This is a genomic window from Bifidobacterium sp. H6bp9, from assembly GCF_032193695.1.
Lineage (GTDB): Bacteria > Actinomycetota > Actinomycetes > Actinomycetales > Bifidobacteriaceae > Bombiscardovia > Bombiscardovia kimbladii.
In genome coordinates, this window is record NZ_JASTZY010000003.1 from 194,533 (window position 1) to 210,224 (window position 15,692).

A 15,692-nucleotide genomic window follows, 5' to 3' on the forward strand; every position below is an offset into this window, starting at 1 on the left:
AGCGAGGGATCACTGACCCTGCTGGCCCAGATAGTCGGGGATATGCTCGGGATATTCGGGCCAGGCGCCCTGCTGGGTGCAGACGAAGGCGGCGGTGTTGACGGCAGCCCGGTGGGCCTGGGTCAGGGAGGCCCCCAGCAGACGGTTGATGGCGAAGGTGCCGGAGAAGGCATCGCCGGCCCCGACCGTGTCGGCTACGGTGATCTCAGGCGTGGGCAGGTGTGAGGACTGGCCGTCCGCCAGATAGATTGTGCTGTAGTCGCTGCCGGCGGTCAGCACGATGGTGTCCAGGTGCCACTGGTCCATGAACCAGCGGCAGAGCTCGTCGTCGGTGGCTCCGGGAACGTGGAACATGTCGCGCAGGGTGGCCAGCTCCTCGTCGTTGAGCTTGAAGACCGTGGCCATGTCCAGCAGCTCCTGGATCAGGTCCTTGCTGTAGAAGGTGCCACGCAGGTTGATGTCGAAGAAGCGCATGGCATGGCTCTTGGTGTGGCGCAGCACCTGCAGGCAGGTCTCACGCGACTTGCTGTTGCGCATGCTCAGCGTGCCATAGCAGACGGCATCGGCCTTGCTGGCCAGTCCGGCCAGGTCATCCGTGTACTCCAGATGATCCCAGGCCACATCGGGCTTGAAGACGTACTGGGGGATGCCCTCGGTCAGCTGAACCTCGACGGTGCTGGTGGGATGGTCGTTGTGCTGCAGCACGGCATCGACGCCAGCCTGGTGAACAGCCTCCTCAAGCTCCCGGCCCAGGTCGTCCCGTCCTACGGCGCTGATGGCATAGCCTTCCGCTCCGTTCTTGGCAGCATGGTAGCTGAAGTTGACCGGTGCACCACCGGCCCGCTTGCCTGTAGGCAGGACATCCCAGAGGATCTCGCCGATGCTGAGGACCATGGGTTTACTGGTCATGGTGTTCCTTTCCTGATGACGGGTGATGCGCCCGCCTTGTGCTTGTTGATTTCACAGCTGTACGGCCCATGCTGGCCGGGTGCTCCAAAAATTGGTTGGCCGCCACTGCCGCAGCGCCGGTCAGCGTGGCGTCGATTGGAAGGCGGGAAAGCAGGATTTGCGTGTGCTCGCGCAGGCCGGGCAGGGCGCGCTGGGAGACTATGGACCGAACCCGTTCCAGCAAGCGGTTTCCGGCAGCGGCCACCATGTCTCCGATGACAATCTGGGCGGGGTTGTAGGCGTTGACGATGGTCACGCAGCCATAGCCCACGTAGTCGGCTATCTGATCCACCAGAGTTTGGGCGGCCTGTTGACCAGAACGAGCCCGGTCGAACAGGCTCGCACATGCCTTGGCGTGGGTCATGGCCTCGACTCCGGGGAAGTGATTCCGCACATCCGGCTGACACATGCGGCGGTGGATGGCTACAGCCGAGCAGTAGCATTCCAGGCAGCCACGGTTGCCGCACTCGCAGGGCAGGCCGTTCAGATCGATGCTGACGTGGCCGATCTCGGTGGCCGCTCCCTGGCTTCCGTCCACCAGGGCGCCCCTGTCTATGACTCCCAGCCCTACGCCTTCGCCCACGAGGAAGTAGGCCATGCTGGATGCACTCACGCGGGGGTCGAACAGGCTCTGGGCCAGTGCCCCGGCCCGAGCGTCCTGCTCTATGAAGGTGGGTACGCGGAAGGCCTGACCGAATTCGTGGATAAAGTCCACGCTGCGCCAGCCGGGCATGCTGGTGACCAGGGCGATGCGTCCACTCTCGCGCAGATAAGGGCCCGGCACGGCCATGCCTACAGCCACGATGGCGGGGTTCGTCTCAAGTCGTCCTGCCACTCGGGTTCGGACATCGGCTACGGCACCTGGGATGTTGCCGGGGTCGACGGGGGGCAGCTCCTCCGAGTCCAGCAGGCGACCGCTGATGTCGAACAGCCCGATGCTGACCAGGCTGCGGGCGAACTTGACTCCGATGACCTGGTATCGGTCGGCGTTCAGGGCCAGGCCGATGGATCGACGGCCGCCCTCTGAGTCCATGCTGCCGGTCTCGCTGATCAGGCCCAGATCCATCAGGCGGGCCACCAGCTTGCCTACGGCTGCCGGTGTCAGATCGAGGTCCCGGGCCATTTGGGCTCGCGAACTGGTGCCTTGCTGGTGCAGGTACTGGACGATGCGTGACTGGTTGAGCTCGGAGATGGCCTTCGGCGTGCTGGCATAGGTGCTGCTGCGGCGCATATCGACCTCCTCCTTGAGTGGTACCATCACGCGATCTTCGCGAACTTTATTAACAGCGTTTATATATTAACACTGTTTAGTATCTGCTCGCAAACCTTTCCATCTGTTCAAAACTGTTTAAGTTGCCAAGGAGAGGATTGCCATCTGCAGCCGTCGAACTTGTCTGCTCAAGGGGCGGGGTTTCGGCTGGTAGCCAAGGTCGAACCATCCAGGCGGGAGTAGTCTGGTCTTCTATCCATCAATGTTGATTAGGTCGGCTATGCACTGGTGATCATGAACGCTGGCGGAGGAGTTGTATGCAGGCAACGGATTGGAACCAGGGTTGGCATTATCGACATTTGCATGAGTCAAAAGAACCCTGGAAGCCTGTTGAGCTACCCCACGATGCCATGCTGGCAGAACCCAGAAGGGCCGATGCCCCGAGCGAGGCTAACAGCGGATGGTTTGTAGGGCGCGATTACGAATACTGCAAGAAGTTACGTGCTGACGGTCTTAGGCAGCACGATTCGATGATTCTGGAGTTCGAGGGCGTTTACCAACACAGCGAGGTCTGGCTGGATGGCCGCCGCCTGAGCTTTCACCCTTATGGATACACGGGGTTCTTTGTCGACCTGAGTGGGAAAATCCGACCGGGGGAACCGGGCGTGGTCCGTGTTGTCGCCCGCAACGCTCAGCAGCCCAATTCGCGTTGGTATTCCGGAGCAGGCATCTACCGGCCCGTCACGCTCTGGAGTGCTGGCCCGCAGTATCTGTACCCGGACGGCATCAGAGTCTCTACGCTTGGGGTCAATCCCTGCGTCATCCGGGTCTCATTGCGGGCATCATCAGGCGGGACCGCGCAGGTTCGCATTATGCGCAACGACAAGGATGAAACGGGGCCCCTGGCAGATGTCGCAGTCCCCGTGGATACCGATGGCAGAGCCCAGGTCGATATCGACCTTCCTGGCGCCCAGCCATGGAGTCCGGAAAGCCCGACGCTATATGAATGCCAGGCGCTCTTCGTCTCCTCCTCGGGCTGCCATGACCAGGCTCAGGCGATATTCGGCATACGAACGGTGGCCTGGGGGGATCAGGGGCTGCTCATCAACGGTGTCCGCAGGATTCTCAAGGGTGCCTGCGTTCACCATGACAACGGGATCCTTGGCGCCTGCGCCTGGCCCGAGGCCGAGGAGCGGAAGGTGAAACTGCTGAAACGTAATGGCTACAACGCCATCCGCAGCGCCCACAACCCCTGTTCGAAAAGTCTTCTGGCGGCTTGCGACCGTCTGGGTATGCTGATCCTGGATGAATATGCCGACCAATGGTACATCCACAAGACCATCCACGACTATGCGCAATACCTCCCGAAATGGTGGCGCAGTGATCTGGCTGATATGGTTGCCAAGGATTTCAACCATCCCTCGGTCATCATGTACTCCATTGGCAACGAGGTCAGCGAAACCGCCCAGTCCAAGGGGGTGGAACTGACCAGGCGCATGGTCGACTTCCTCCACGGTCAGGATGCGAGTCGTCCGGTTACCTGCGGGGTCAACATCTTCTTCAACTTCCTGAGTTCGATTGGGCTCGGGGTGTATTCGAGCAAAAAAGAGGCCAAGCAGGCGGCGCACGATGGGCGAAAGAGCAGCGTGTCGCCTTCGATTATGCGCCATGGATCTGTAGGGAGCCGATTCTTCAATGAGATGGCCGGAATCATGGGAGCGGACTTTATGAAGAGAGGTGCCACCCTGCCATCCTGCGACCACCTGACCCGTGATGCCTTCGCACTTATGGACGTGGCCGGATACAACTATGGAATCAAACGATACCTTCAAGACCTCCGCAGATACCCCCATCGGCTCATCCTGGGGACGGAGACCTTCTGCAGCGATGCCGACGAGTTCATGCGTCTGGCCTCCCGTTGCCCGCGCCTGATCGGAGACTTCGTCTGGGCTGGTATGGATTATCTGGGCGAAGTCGGCGTGGGCGCTTGGGAGTATCGACAGGAAGCTCCACGGTTCAGTGGGCTGGGTTGGTTGACCGCTGGTTCCGGCCGTCTGGATCTGACAGGCAGGCCGCTGGGCGAGGCCTTGTACACACGGGTGGCGTTAGGAGGCGAGACAGGGCCCTATCTGGCTGTGCGGCCCGTCAATCACTCGGGGGAGAGGCATTCTCCCAGCGCCTGGAAGATGACTGATGCTCTTGACTCATGGTCTTGGGACGGCTGCGAGGGCAGGACCGCCCAGGTTGAGGTCTACGCCCGGGCTCATGAGGTCGTGCTGATGCTGAATGGCCGTTGCCTTGGCCGTTCGCGTTGGCGGGGTAGTACTCGCTTCCGTTTCTCCTGTCCTTATGAACACGGCCTGCTGGAGGCCTTGGCCTACGACAGCTCGGGCGGGCTGATTGGACGGAGTCGGTTGCGGTCAGCCGCGCCTCAGACCACGGTCAGGCTGGCAGCCGATCGGGACTCCGTCCGCCCGGGAGGGTTGTGCTTTGTGAGGGCAAGGTATACCGACCAGCAGGGCATTGACAAACCCACGGTATCGGGGGATTTGACTGCCCGCGTGCAGGGTGGCCGACTGCTGGCCTTTGGGTGTGCCGCCCCATACAATCCCGAAGGGTTTTTGACCGGGCACACGCGCACCTATTACGGCCAAGCCTTGGCAGTGGTGCAGGCGAATCGGTCAGCAGGTTCAGACGGTTCAGGCGGACCTATGCTGCTTGAGATCAGGGTCTCCGACGGTCGTCAGAGGGTTTCCCTGCGCATTCCTATCCGTGAGCAGGCAGGGTCGCCGTCTATATAATTCAACGAATTGACAAAATCGATCCAGCCCTCTACTCTTATTGTTCAGGAGGCAGGAACTGGTTTCCTCCCCTGTGAACGCTGTAAAGGCAAATGCATTAGGCAAAGGAGCATTATGGGTCTGTGGGACGTTGACAAGATCGAATACGTGGGTCGCCAGGGTGTCAAGGAGGGCCTGGGCTTCCGTTACTACGACAAGAACAAGGTGGTGGCCGGTAAGCCTATGAAGGACTGGCTGCGCTTCGCTGTGGCCTGGTGGCACACCTTCAACCAGGGCCTGGTGGATCCCTTTGGCGATCCCACTGCGCAGAGGCCCTACTACCGCTACACCGATCCCATGGATCAGGCGCTGGCCAAGGTGGACTACGCCTTCGAGCTCTTCACCAAGCTGGGGGTCGATTTCTTCTGCTTCCACGACCGTGACCTGGCTCCCGAGGGCGACACCCTGCGCGAGAGCGATGCCAATCTTGACAAGGTGGTTGACCGCATCGAGGCCGCCATGAAGGACACGGGCGTCAAGCTGCTTTGGAACACCTCGTCGCTCTTCACCAATCCTCGTTTCGAGGCCGGCGCCGGCACCTCGCCCTTCGCTGACATCTATGCGTATTCGGCTGGCCAGCTCAAGCACAGCCTGGAGATCGGCAAGCGACTCGGTGCCGAGAACTACGTCTTCTGGGGCGGCCGTGAAGGCTACGAATCCCTCTGGAACACCCGGATGAAGGAGGAGCAGGACCATATGGCCGCCCTCTTCCACATGTGCGTGGACTACGCCAAGGAGATCGGCTTCGACGCGCAGTTCCTGATCGAGCCCAAGCCCAAGGAGCCCACGCTCCACCAGTACGATTACGACGCGGCTACCACCATCAACTTCCTGCGCACCTACGACCTGCAGGATAACTTCAAGCTCAACATCGAGGGCAACCACGCCAACCTGGCCATGCACACCTATCAGCATGAGGTCCGCGTGGCCCGCGAGGCTGGATTCCTGGGATCCTTGGATGCCAACCAAGGCGACAAGCTGATCGGCTGGGACATGGACGAGTTCCCCTCGGACCTCTACGATGCCACCGCCGTCATGTGGGAGGTGCTGGCCAATGGGAGCATCGGGCCCCGTGGAGGCCTGAACTTCGACGCCAAGCCTCGTCGCTCCTCCTTCCTGCCTGAGGACCTCTTCAGGACCCACATCGTGGGCATGGACACCTACGCCGCCGGCCTGCTGGTCGCGGCCAAGATGCACGAGGACGGCTACATCGAGCAGCTGCAGCAGGAGCGCTACTCCTCCTTCGAATCCGGCATCGGTTCGACGGTGAAGGACGGCACGGCCACGCTGGCCTCCTTGGAGGAGTACAGCCTTGACAAGCCGCAGGCCGAACTGATCGCCGCCGACAAGTCCGACCATCTTGAGGTCGTCAAGGCCACCATCAACAACTACATCGTCGAGGCTCTGGCCCAGGCCTGAGCTTTAGACGGCTGTCGTCTCCTAGCTCCGCGAGCGAAAGCCCGCGGGGCTTTTTTATGCCCTGACCAGCGCAGACATGTTTGGCAGGCTAGACACGCCAGTATTGTCCGAGCGTATCGCCTGGATGCAAAGGGGTATAATTAAACTAAACCGCTTTAGTAGAGTTGCGAAGCGGACCTACGAGGAGGTTGTGAGGATGCAGCTGAAGATAGAACGCGTGCTTGACAAGTGCGACCGTGTCATGCGTCAACGCGTGCTACCGAAGATCGAGCGGCCTATGGGCCAGGTCCAAGTCCGCTCTTTCGTCATTTCTGGAGAACCGATACCATCATCGGAGTTCTTCGGGAAAGTACAGAGCAAGAACGTGGATTTCCAGCCTCTCTCCCTAGGGGATACTTGGGGCACAACCTGGGGGACCACCTGGATGGAGGTGACCGGCCGCGTTGATGCCGACTGGGCGACCAGGGCCCCGATCGAGCTGGTGGTCGACTTGGGCTGGCATCCCGATGCGCCCGGCGGTCATTTTGAAGCCCAGGCCTACAGGAGCGATGGATCGATCATCAAGGCGGTCAATCCCCGCAACCGGTGGATTCCGCTCGACGGCACCGACCTGGACGGGAATCCGACCCGTAACGAGGCTTCGGTCATCAACCCTGACGGAACCTTTACTATCTATCTGGAGGCGGCCTGCAATCCGCTCCTGCTCGGCACCCCCGCATTCGTGGAGACGCAGCTGGGGGAGGGAACGACCGGTCGTGCCGATGAGCCCAATGTCCTCAAGCAGATGGATGTCTGCCATTTTGACCATGAGGCATGGAACTACTACATGGATCTTGAGGTCACTGCCCAGCTGATCCGCGAGTGCGACCAGAGCCAGCCGCGGTACTGGCGTTTGGGCAAAGCCCTGCAGCGTTCGCTGAATATTTATGATGAGCGTGACCTGGCCACACTGGGACCGGCTCGACAGGCCTTGGCTGGTGTGCTTGCAGTGCCTGCGACCCCAAGTGCCCTGGATCATGCGGCAGTAGGGCATTCCCATATTGACTCCGCCTGGCTCTGGCCCAAGCGGGAGACCAGACGCAAGGTGGCGCGGACTGTTTCGAACATGCTTGCGCTGATGGAGCGTGATCCTCAATTCATCTACGCCATGAGCTCGCCCCAACAGTATGCATGGCTGGAGGAGGATCATCCCGATCTCTTCGCCCGCGTCAAGCAACGTATCCAAGAAGGCAGGTTCATCCCCGTCGGAGGGATGTGGGTGGAGTCTGACGGCATGCTTCCCTCGGGAGAGTCGTTGACCCGTCAGTTCACCTATGGCAAGCGGTATTACCGCGAGCATCTGGGGGTGGATACGACCGTGGTCTGGGAGCCGGACAGCTTCGGCTATACGGGCCAGTTCCCGCAGATTGCCCGCCGTGCAGGAATGACATCCTTCCTTTCGCAGAAGATCTCCTGGAATGATACGACCAAATTCCCGCATCATACCTTTGACTGGCAGGGCATCGACGGCACGGCCATCTTCACGCATTTCCCTCCCATGGATACCTATGCCTCCAGCATGACGGCCCGTGAGCTCAACCACTCCCAGGAGAACTACCAGGACAAGGACATCTCGACCAGGGCCTTGGTGCTGTTCGGCTATGGCGATGGCGGCGGCGGCACCACCAGGGAGATGCTGGGACGCTATGAGCGCCTGCATGACGTGGAGGGATCGGCCAAGGTGCGGTATCAGGCTCCTGCAGACTTCTTCCGCCAGTCCGAGGAAGAGATCCGCGCGGAGGCCGGTTCCGAAATGCCGGTCTGGAAGGGCGAGCTCTACCTGGAGCTGCACCGTAAGACCCTGACCTCCCAGCAGGATATGAAGCGGGGGTGCCGTCAAGAGGAGGCCATGCTGCGCACGGTCGAATACCTGTGCGCTTACGCTGGGCTAGTCGATGACTCATACGCCTACCCCCGTCAGGAGCTGGACCAAATCTGGCGCACGCTGCTGCTCAACCAGTTCCATGACATTCTTCCAGGGTCCGCCATCTCCTGGGTACACAGACTGGCCAGGGAGGACTACCGCAGGGACATCGCCCGTCTGGAGCAGATCGGCGATGAGGCTGCCCGCGTCATAGCTTCCGCCCAACCGCAGGCTCCCATGATATCCGATGCTCGGCTGGTGCCCATGGACGGCAGGGGCCAGAAGGCTTGGGAGGCTGTTGGACCAGTCCAGGCCCAGGAAGGCCCAGAGGGCATCCGGCCTGTCCAAGTCAGTCAAGAGGGCGACGGATTCGTCATGGATAATGGTCTTATCCATGCCGTCGTCGGCTCGGATGGCGAGGTCCATTCCATTCTTGACAGGACCTCTGGCAGGGATCTGGTCCCGCGAGGCTCCTCGGTGGGCGGATACGAGCTCTTCAAGGACGAGCCCTATATGTGGGATGCCTGGGATCTGGAGCGTGATGCCCTGTTGACCGCTTCTCCGGTCGACGACCCAGTCACCATGGAGGCCTTGGATTCCGGCGTGCGGGTATCGCGTCGGCATGGTGAAACCACTATCGTGACCACGATCGGGCTGACTCCCGGCGGCAGGCAGTTGGATTTCGTTGCTGACGTGGATTGGCATCAGGACGAGCAGCTGCTCAAGGTGGACATTCCCGTCGCTGTTCAGGCCAGGTACGCGCAATTCGAGTGCCAATACGGCTTCATCGATAGGCCAATCCAGAAGAACAACGCTGCTGAAGAGGCTCAGTTCGAGAGCTGCACGCACCGATTCGTCAGAATCAGCGACGACGACCTTGCCGTCGGCGTGGTCAACGCTTCGACATACGGCGGCGACACCACACCGATCCACTACGACGAGAAGGCCGGCAAAGAGGCAGGTACCTTGGTCAGACTGACCCTCCTTTCCGCTCCGGTCTTTCCCGATCCGCATACCGACAGGGGCAAGCACAGCTTTGCCTGGTCCATCGTCCCTGGGGACACCCAGGCTGACATTCTGCAAGCAGCCTATGCCCTCAACGCTCCGGTCTTCCACCATGGACTGCCTGCCGTTGAGCCGCTGGCTGGTGTCGAGGATATTCAGGGTACCACCGTCATCGACTGGATCAAGACGGCTGATGACGACAGCGGCGATGTGATTGTCAGGGTTTACAACCCGGATTCTTCGCCTTCCAAGGCCAGGCTGCACACAGGGTCCGTCCTGCAGGGGGCGACCGTGAAAGAGACCAACTCCCTGGAGGATGGTCCTGTGCCCGAGGGTGTGCGGCCAGGCCTGTGCTCCGAACAGGGGGCGCAAGCCGACGGGGCCTTCTTGGATCTGGTTCCCTTCCAATTCACCACCTTGAGACTCTCCAGGCGCTGAACCGCCTGGCCATGGGTGTCTGTCCGGCCGGTTCGTTCGTCTATTTGGGCCGACCGGAAGCTCCACAAAGAAGTGAGTAGTAAAAAAAGAAAGGAAGCTCCGATGAGAGCACTGAAGAAGGTAGTAGTACTGATCTGCGCGACTGCCATGGCGGGTTCCTTGGCGGCGTGCGGTGGAAGCAACAGCAGTTCAGGCGGATCGAAGGATGGCAAGCCGTCAGGCGAGATCTCCTTCCAGACTTGGAACCTGAAGAACGACAAGTACACGCCGTACTTCAAAAACCTGATTTCGGCCTACGAGAAGTCACATCCCGGCACCACCATCAAGTGGATCGATCAGCCCTCGGACAACTATGAGCAGAAGCTGTCCGCCGACGCTGCAGCCAATTCCCTGCCCGACATCATCGATGCCGGCCCCTCCCTGATGTACGGCCTGGCCAAGGCCGGGGCACTGATGAACATCAGCAAGGAAGCTCCCAAGGCTCAAAACAACTATTACAAGAATGCCTGGGACGCGGTGACTTTCAAGGGCAAGGACATCGAGGAGGGTGCTTACGGCTTCCCCTGGTATGTCAACGATGGACCGACCTATTACAACACCGAGCTCATGCAGAAGTGCGGGCTGGATCCCAATAAGCTGCCTGTGACCTGGGATGACTACTTCTCTCAGGCGGACACCATGGTCAAGAGCGGCTGCGGGGCCTACATGTCCACCATGCTGGGCGGTGCCGTCGATGACTATGCTTCGGCTGGCATTCCCATCATGAACAAGGACCACACCAAGTACATCTTCAATTCACCCAAGGCCGTCAAGCACCTGCAGCGCTTCGTCGACCTGTTCAACAAGAAGGGAATTCCGCCGGAGGCCCTGAGCGCGCAGTGGTCTCAGCAGGGCGAGTTCTTCCAGAAGGGCTCCATCGTGGCCATGGGCGGCAGCGCCTACTCGGCGGCGGACTTCAAGCAGAACTCTCCTGACCTCTACAAGCATCTGGCTGTGGGTACCAAGATCAGCGATGAGGGCAAGTCCGCCAGCCTGGCCTATGAGATGCTGGCTGTCAACGCCCAGACCAAGAACAAGACGCTCGCCCTCGACTTCGTCCAGTATGTGACCAATGCCAAGAACCAGCTGGCATTCGCCAAGAAGTCCAACACCTTCCCCTCCAGCAAGGGCGGTCTTGATGATCCCTACTATGCCAACATCGACACCAGTGATGTTCAGGGCAAGGCGCTGAAGGTCACTCTGAACTCCGTAAAGACCGGGTACTCAAGCCGTCCTGCCGAGTTCACCGATGCCAATGGCAAGGACTACCTGCAGCAGCAGGCCGCTCTGGCTCTGCAAGGCAAGCAGACCGCTAAGGAGTCCTTGGACAAGGCCGTCAAGTACGCCAACGAGAAGCTGCAGTGACTATGAGCCGCGTTGACTCTTCCGCCATCCGGCCGAAGGATTCTGCCCTCGGCCGGCACGGCGGGCCTCATGCCGGGGTTCAAGGCGGCAAGGGGACCCATTGGACCACGACCCTGGCCCCCTACCTGTTCGTCTTCCCGGCCTTTGCCATCGTCTTCATCTTCGTCATCGTCGCAGCGCTGAATACCTGCCGGCTGGCCTTTACCGATTCCACGTTGCTGCGACCGGGCAAGTTCATCGGCATCCAGAACTTCGTGGCGATCGTGCATGACGACTATTTCTGGACCGCGCTGCTCAACTCCACCCTGTACGTGGTCTGCGTGGTCCCCTTTATGGTGATTCTTCCTCTGATTCTGGCCAACCTGGTCAAGGGGAACTCCAGGATCATGGGGTTCTTCAGAACCTCCTTCTACACTCCCGTGGTCATGTCGGCCGTGGTGGTGGGGATGATCTGGACCAACCTGTTGGATCCCAAGGGGCTGGTCAACTCGGTTCTGGAGTCCTTGCACATCATCCACAGCCCGATCCCATTCCTCAGTGATCGCTGGCTGATACTCTTCACATCCATGTTCGTCACCATCTGGCTGGGCCTGGGATACTACATGGTCATCTATCTGACCGCCCTGGCCAACATTGACGCCTCCGTGTACGAGGCCGCCTCGCTGGATGGGGCAGGACCGGTAAGGCAATTCCTGTATGTCACCATTCCCGGCGTGAGATCCACCATCGTGCTGATCATGATGCTGTCCACCATCGCGGCCTTCCGCGTGTTCAACGAGATCTACGTGCTCACCAACGGCACGGCTGGTCCCGGCGGCGAAGACATCACCATGTCCATGCTCATCCAGAAGGAGGGCACGGGCATCCAGGCCAGAACAGGCTACGCCAGCGCGCTGTCGCTGATTGTCCTGGTTGTGGTCGGAGCCATGCTCATTCTGCAGCAGATCATCCAGAAGCGGGGGGAGGACTCATGAAAAACGGTCACTCCAAAGTCACAGTCGGCAAGGTCGTCCAGTACCTTGTGCTCATACTGGTCTTCATCCTGCTGGTGGGGCCCTTCGTCTGGGAGCTTTCGCTCTCCTTCAAGGGCAAGGGCGACAATGTCTATGCGGTTCCGCCCTATATCATCCCGAAGACGCCTACCTGGGATAATTACATATCCGTCTTCAGACAGGTTCCGGTCTTCCGGTACATGCTGAACACGGTGATTGTCGCCATTCTTTCCATAGGCGGCAACGTCATCTTCTCGACCATGGCCGGATATGCACTGGGCCGGCTCAAGTGGCGCGGGCGCAACCTGCTCTTCACGATTTTCATGGGCACCATGGTCATCCCCGTCGAGGGTGTGGTCATCTCCCAGTTCCTGATCGTCAGAAGCGTCGGTCTGCAGAACACCCTTTTGGCTGTTGCCCTGCCAGGCATGGTGGGCGCCGTCAACATTCTGCTCATGACCAATGCCTTCAAGAGCATCCCGGACGAGCTTGAGGAGGCGGCCGAGGTGGACGGCGCCAATCTTTGGCAGCGGTTCTACCGGATTTGCGTGCCTCAGGTCAAAGGCACCATGACCGTCGTCGGCATCTTCGCCTTCGTGGGCGCCTGGAATGACTTCCTCTGGCCCCTGATCGTCATCTCCGACGAGTCAAACTACACGCTCACACTGGGCATGAACCGACTCAAGGGTATGTTCATTTCGGATCCCAGATTGATAGCAGCGGGGGCCCTGGTCTCCCTGATACCGATCCTGGTCTTCTTCGCCTGCTTCCAACGCTACTTCTTCCGTGGTCTGGAACAGGGCGGCATCAAGGAATAGCATCATCATGAAATTTGGAGTCAATTACACCCCCTCCCACAACTGGTTCTATTTCTGGCTGCATCCGGATTGGGATGCTGTCGCCAAAGACCTTGACGACATTGCTTCCATTGGGTTGGATCATATCCGCATCTTCCCGCTGTGGACGCTGCTCCAGCCCAACAGAACCTGGATCAACGGCGCTGCCCTGGACGACCTGAGGCATATGGCCGCCTTGGCGGATGAACGAGGGTTGGATGTCTATTCGGATGTGATTCAAGGACACATGTCCAGTTTTGATTTCGTGCCGTCCTGGCTGGTCTCATGGCATGAAACCAATATGTTCACGGATCCGGACGCAATCCAGGCGCAGGCCCGTCTGGTCGCTTCGGTTTATGAAGCCTTGGCGGATCTGCCGCATTTCCGCGGTCTGACCATAGGGAACGAATGCAACCAGTTCACTGACCGTGTCCATCCGCGTCGAATGCCCTCAACCTCTAAGGAGGCAGAAGACTGGCTGCTGCAGCTGCTGACCCCATTGAAGGAGAGGGCAGCCCAGGAAGGCCGCGTGCTCCTGCATTCCGAAAATGATGCGATTTGGTATCAAGACGGCCACGCTTTTCTTCCGCGGTATGCGTCCAACATCGGAGACATGACCTGCATTCATTCCTGGGTTTTCAACGGAGCCGCTCAGGAGTGCGGCCCCTTGGCCGAGGAGAGCACGCGGCATGCCGAGTACCTGGTGGAGCTGTCGAAGGCCTTCGCCAGTCAGCCCCATCGGCAGGTTTGGCTGCAGGAGATCGGTGCCCCGCTCAATGTAATGGGCGCAGGGCAGTCTGCTGACTTTTGCAGATCTTCAGTGGAACATGCTCTCGATTGCAGCGATATGTTCAGCATCACCTGGTGGTGCTCGCATGACGTCGACCAGCAATTCGGCGATTTCCCTCCCTTTGAGCATCAGTTGGGTCTGTTTGACCAAGAGAAGCGCCTCAAGCCCATAGGCAGGGCCTTCGCCCAGGCGGCGAAGGATTACTCCAGCAAGGAGGATTCTCAGCCCAGGTCCACGGCTCTTGTCGTGGATGTGGATGAGCACGATGATCCCTTGCTCAGATCCGCCTGCGCACCCGGCGGGTCCATCTTCAACAGATGGATGGAACTCAGTCGTCAAGGTGCAAGGCCGGCCTTGGTCACATCCCTGCACGCGGCGGATAGCAGCTGGCTGCAGGACAGGGGCATCAGCGAGTGCATTCCCGTCAAACCTGTTGGCGGAAGCTCCTATAACGCCGTATCCGACCCCTCCCTCCTGCGAGAGAAGTCCTGACCGCGGATACCTAGCCGCCATATCAGGTTTAGCTTCCATCGGAGGCCAGAGTGCGAGCGATAACAAGGTCTTTGATTTCAAACCCGGCTGTCGGCAGCCGTATGTGTTGTCGAACACGGTTTTGTGCGGATGAGGGTCTAAGTTAGGGTTGAAGGCCGATATTCATATACGCCTAAAGCGTGTGGCAGGCAGTCTTGTTTGATGAGCCGGCCGAGCCGGATCACGGGCGTCGACGAGGATGGTTGATATGAGGTGGCGTATGGGCGGCGAGTCCGCTGGCGGAGAAACAGAAGCCAGAACGGACTCGTCTGTTCATAAGGAGATGGACGATGCCAGGGTCAATCTCAAGGACATAGCCAACGAACTGGGGATATCCCAGACAGCGGTCTCCTTCGCCATCAATGACAAGCCCGGAGTCTCCATCCAGACCAAGCGCAGGGTTCGCGAAGCGGCGGCCAGAATGGGTTGGAAACCTGCATATGCCGCCCAGGCCCTGGGCAGTTCCAAGACTATGACAGTGGGTTTCGCTCCGGCCAGGTCCATGGATGCCTTCCAGACCGAAGGATTCATGCTGCATTTCATGGCCGGCATCCACGCCTCCTTGAGCCGGTCGGGCTATGGCCTGCTCTTCCGCCCCTGCGCCACTCTGGATGAGGAGCTGGACACCTATCGGGACTGGGCCCGGCGCAAGCGGGTCGATGGGGTGGTGCTGGTGGATCTTCTCTCCGATGATCCCAGGCCTCGGCTCCTGCACAATCTGAGTCTGCCCGCAGTCCTGGCCGGAGGACCTGACTCAGATAACTACCTGCCTTCGCTGTCCATCGACGATTCCCGAACCATGACGACGATCATGGACCATCTGAGTTCGCGCGGGCATGCCCGGATCGCCTACTTGTCGGGGGATGAAAACCTGGACTACAGCCGCGCCCGTGTCTCTTCCTTCAAGGAGTTCGTCAGTCGTAAGAACCTGGGGGAGCCGAAAGTGGAGTTCACGGACTTCACGCCGGACAAGGCCGCCGCCCTCACTGTTCGTCTGTCATCGGGGAAAAATCCATATACGGCTTTTATCTACGAGAACGAGATCATGGCTGCGGCAAGTCTGCGAGCGATGCTGGAAAGCAGGACGGCATCCATGGCAGTGCAAGGGTCTGATGAGAAGACCGCTGCTCCTGCATTGGCCTGCATGGGCCTGCCAGCCATGGTCAGCTTCGAGGACAGCTTCATCTGCCAGAGCACCTATCCCTCCATCACGTCGGTCCATCGTGATGCCGGGCTCTACGGCACCAAGGTGGCCAACCTGCTTCTGAAGATCTTCCGGGGGGAGCATGTGGGGGGCAACCGCCGCATCCTGACCCCCAAGCTGGTCATCCGTGAGAGCACGGCGCGTCCGATGCGTTGATGCCTGTGACAACCGG

The 15,692-nt window shown here is 59.8% G+C and carries 10 protein-coding genes; 8 read left to right on the forward strand and 2 right to left on the reverse strand.

Annotation, left to right across the window (positions count from 1 at the left end; genetic code table 11):
* Positions 1 to 9 precede the first annotated feature (9 nt).
* Both QRX40_RS05805 and QRX40_RS05810 read right to left on the reverse strand, forming a co-directional pair.
* Positions 10 to 909, reverse strand: coding sequence for a carbohydrate kinase (locus QRX40_RS05805; protein WP_144085500.1), 900 nt, complete (start codon positions 907 to 909; stop codon positions 10 to 12).
* Entirely contained in the window at positions 899 to 2,179 is a 1,281-nt protein-coding gene (locus tag QRX40_RS05810; protein WP_313836945.1) for an ROK family transcriptional regulator, read from the reverse strand. Before QRX40_RS05810 ends, QRX40_RS05805 begins: the two co-directional genes overlap by 11 nt.
* A gap of 296 nt (positions 2,180 to 2,475) precedes the next feature.
* Between QRX40_RS05810 and QRX40_RS05815 the strand changes: the two genes are divergently transcribed.
* The 8 genes from QRX40_RS05815 (at position 2,476) to QRX40_RS05850 (ending at position 15,676) form a co-directional block, all read left to right on the forward strand.
* Positions 2,476 to 4,959 carry a glycoside hydrolase family 2 TIM barrel-domain containing protein gene (locus QRX40_RS05815; RefSeq protein ID WP_313836946.1) on the forward strand — a complete coding sequence of 828 codons (2,484 nt, stop codon included), beginning with the start codon at positions 2,476 to 2,478 and terminating at the stop codon, positions 4,957 to 4,959.
* A 114-nt stretch (positions 4,960 to 5,073) separates the two neighbouring features.
* Positions 5,074 to 6,417: a xylose isomerase gene (gene xylA / locus QRX40_RS05820; protein ID WP_306221928.1), complete on the forward strand. Its 1,344-nt coding sequence runs from the start codon at positions 5,074 to 5,076 to the stop codon at positions 6,415 to 6,417.
* Positions 6,418 to 6,613: 196 nt separating this feature from the next.
* Complete coding sequence (locus QRX40_RS05825; protein WP_313836947.1) at positions 6,614 to 9,763, forward strand: glycoside hydrolase family 38 C-terminal domain-containing protein; 3,150 nt, start codon at positions 6,614 to 6,616, stop codon at positions 9,761 to 9,763.
* Positions 9,764 to 9,865: 102 nt separating this feature from the next.
* The gene (locus QRX40_RS05830; RefSeq protein WP_313836948.1) at positions 9,866 to 11,167 is read left to right on the forward strand and encodes an extracellular solute-binding protein; all 1,302 of its coding nucleotides are present in this window, start codon (positions 9,866 to 9,868) and stop codon (positions 11,165 to 11,167) included.
* 2 nt (positions 11,168 to 11,169) lie between these two features.
* Positions 11,170 to 12,141: a sugar ABC transporter permease gene (locus QRX40_RS05835; protein WP_313836950.1), complete on the forward strand. Its 972-nt coding sequence runs from the start codon at positions 11,170 to 11,172 to the stop codon at positions 12,139 to 12,141.
* Complete coding sequence (locus tag QRX40_RS05840) at positions 12,138 to 12,977, forward strand: carbohydrate ABC transporter permease (protein WP_313836952.1); 840 nt, start codon at positions 12,138 to 12,140, stop codon at positions 12,975 to 12,977. The genes QRX40_RS05835 and QRX40_RS05840 overlap by 4 nt, the downstream gene beginning before the upstream one ends.
* A gap of 7 nt (positions 12,978 to 12,984) precedes the next feature.
* Positions 12,985 to 14,277 (forward strand): glycosyl hydrolase, encoded by a 1,293-nt coding sequence (locus tag QRX40_RS05845; RefSeq protein ID WP_313836954.1) that lies wholly within the window; start codon positions 12,985 to 12,987, stop codon positions 14,275 to 14,277.
* 322 nt (positions 14,278 to 14,599) lie between these two features.
* On the forward strand, positions 14,600 to 15,676 hold the full coding sequence (locus tag QRX40_RS05850; RefSeq protein WP_313837033.1) for a LacI family DNA-binding transcriptional regulator: 1,077 nt from the start codon (positions 14,600 to 14,602) through the stop codon (positions 15,674 to 15,676).
* The last annotated feature ends 16 nt before the right edge of the window (positions 15,677 to 15,692 follow it).

Excerpts from the sequence above, each read along its gene's own strand:
- QRX40_RS05805 (WP_144085500.1), bottom strand. The coding sequence starts at position 909 with ATGACCAGTAAACCCATGGTCCTCAGCATCGGCGAGATCCTCTGGGAT.
- QRX40_RS05810 (WP_313836945.1), bottom strand. The coding sequence starts at position 2,179 with ATGCGCCGCAGCAGCACCTATGCCAGCACGCCGAAGGCCATCTCCGAG.
- QRX40_RS05815 (WP_313836946.1), top strand. The coding sequence starts at position 2,476 with ATGCAGGCAACGGATTGGAACCAGGGTTGGCATTATCGACATTTGCAT.
- xylA (WP_306221928.1), top strand. The coding sequence starts at position 5,074 with ATGGGTCTGTGGGACGTTGACAAGATCGAATACGTGGGTCGCCAGGGT.
- QRX40_RS05825 (WP_313836947.1), top strand. The coding sequence starts at position 6,614 with ATGCAGCTGAAGATAGAACGCGTGCTTGACAAGTGCGACCGTGTCATG.
- QRX40_RS05830 (WP_313836948.1), top strand. The coding sequence starts at position 9,866 with ATGAGAGCACTGAAGAAGGTAGTAGTACTGATCTGCGCGACTGCCATG.
- QRX40_RS05835 (WP_313836950.1), top strand. The coding sequence starts at position 11,170 with ATGAGCCGCGTTGACTCTTCCGCCATCCGGCCGAAGGATTCTGCCCTC.
- QRX40_RS05840 (WP_313836952.1), top strand. The coding sequence starts at position 12,138 with ATGAAAAACGGTCACTCCAAAGTCACAGTCGGCAAGGTCGTCCAGTAC.
- QRX40_RS05845 (WP_313836954.1), top strand. The coding sequence starts at position 12,985 with ATGAAATTTGGAGTCAATTACACCCCCTCCCACAACTGGTTCTATTTC.
- QRX40_RS05850 (WP_313837033.1), top strand. The coding sequence starts at position 14,600 with ATGGACGATGCCAGGGTCAATCTCAAGGACATAGCCAACGAACTGGGG.